The sequence below is a fragment of the Mesorhizobium sp. M1A.F.Ca.IN.020.06.1.1 genome (assembly GCF_004023265.1).
In the GTDB taxonomy this organism is placed as follows: domain Bacteria; phylum Pseudomonadota; class Alphaproteobacteria; order Rhizobiales; family Rhizobiaceae; genus Mesorhizobium.
Window position 1 is genome coordinate 1 of sequence record NZ_RZSR01001282.1, and the last position, 1311, is coordinate 1311.

2 pseudogenes are annotated in these 1311 nt (G+C 67.0%); both read left to right on the top strand.

Features of this window, described 5'->3' with window-relative positions:
- Positions 1-766, top strand: a pseudogene (locus tag EOA60_RS33275) (6-hydroxynicotinate reductase); the annotation flags it as partial.
- A pseudogene (locus tag EOA60_RS33280) lies at positions 766-1311 on the top strand (UPF0280 family protein); the annotation flags it as partial. The pseudogenes EOA60_RS33275 and EOA60_RS33280, both read left to right, overlap by 1 nt.

Sequence of the window (1311 nt, forward strand, 5' to 3'; positions counted from 1 at the left end):
CCATATCACCGGCGTCGTGTCGGAACATCAGGCCGGCAAGGTATTGGGCTGGGAGGATACCGGGATAAAGATCATCGGCCGCCGCTCGACGCCCGGCCGCTACTTCAAGGTTTCGGAGCCCGGTCTCGGCTGGGGCGGCACGACGATCTCCGATCCGCTGTCGATCCTGGGCGATTGGAACGCCAAGAAGGGTGCTCGCCCCGGCCTGTCGCTGCTGATGGTCTCGACCACGGGCGAACAGTTCGCTTACTACGAACTGGACGATCAGTTGAAACCGGTCGAGAAACCGTTCCCGGAGCGGCTGCAGAAATCCGTCGGCCTGATCGAGGACAATTGCGAGCCGGCCCTGTGCACTGTGCTCTTCATCGGCGGCGCGGGCGGCTCGCTGCGCGCCGGCGTCACCGAAAACCCGGTCAATCTCACCCGCTCGGTTCAGGGCCTGAAGACCTATGTCACGGTCGGCGGCGCGCCGGTCTATGTCTGGCCGGGCGGCGGCATCACCCTGATGGTCGATGTCACCCGCGTGCCGGAAGGCGCATTCGGTTATGTGCCGACGCCGGCGCTGGTCGCGCCGATCGAATTCACCATGCGCCGCGACGACTACGTCCGGCTCGGCGGTTACGAGGACGAGATCCGCAGCGTCGAGGACATTCTTGCCAAAGGCGGCGAATACCTTAATCCGCGCAGCAATGTCGGCGCGCCGGCCGGCAATCCCTGGCCGCCGTTGGCGCAATTGCGCCGCACCCCGGCCAATGGGGCCGACTGATGAACGGCCCGCAGGCGCATTGGCTCGCCGACGGCAGGCGGCTTCATCTCAATCACGGGCCGATCGACCTCATCGTCGAGGCCTTTGGCGATGCAGCTGAACGCCGCGCCGGCTGCGTGCAGGCCGTCGCGCGCTTCCAGACGATCCTGACCGAACTGGTCGAGGAGCTTCCCGAATTGCGCCGTCCGGCGTCTTTGACGCCGAGCGTTTTTGCAGGTCCGACCGCGCGGCGCATGGAGGCCGCGGTCTCACCGCTCGCGGAAAGCTTCATCACGCCGATGGCCGCCGTTGCGGGTTCGGTAGCCGACGAAGTTCTGGCCGCGCTTCTCGCCGGACGCCGGCTCGAGCGCGCCTACGTCAACAATGGCGGCGACAGCGCTATTCATCTCGGCAAGGGCGGCACGATAACGCTGGCGATCGCCGGCACCGGGCACGGCATGGCCGACCGCATCACGATCCGCGCCGAAGACGGCGTGCGCGGCGTCGCCACCAGTGGCTGGCGCGGCCGCTCCTTTTCGCTGGGCATCGCCGACGCAGTCACCGTG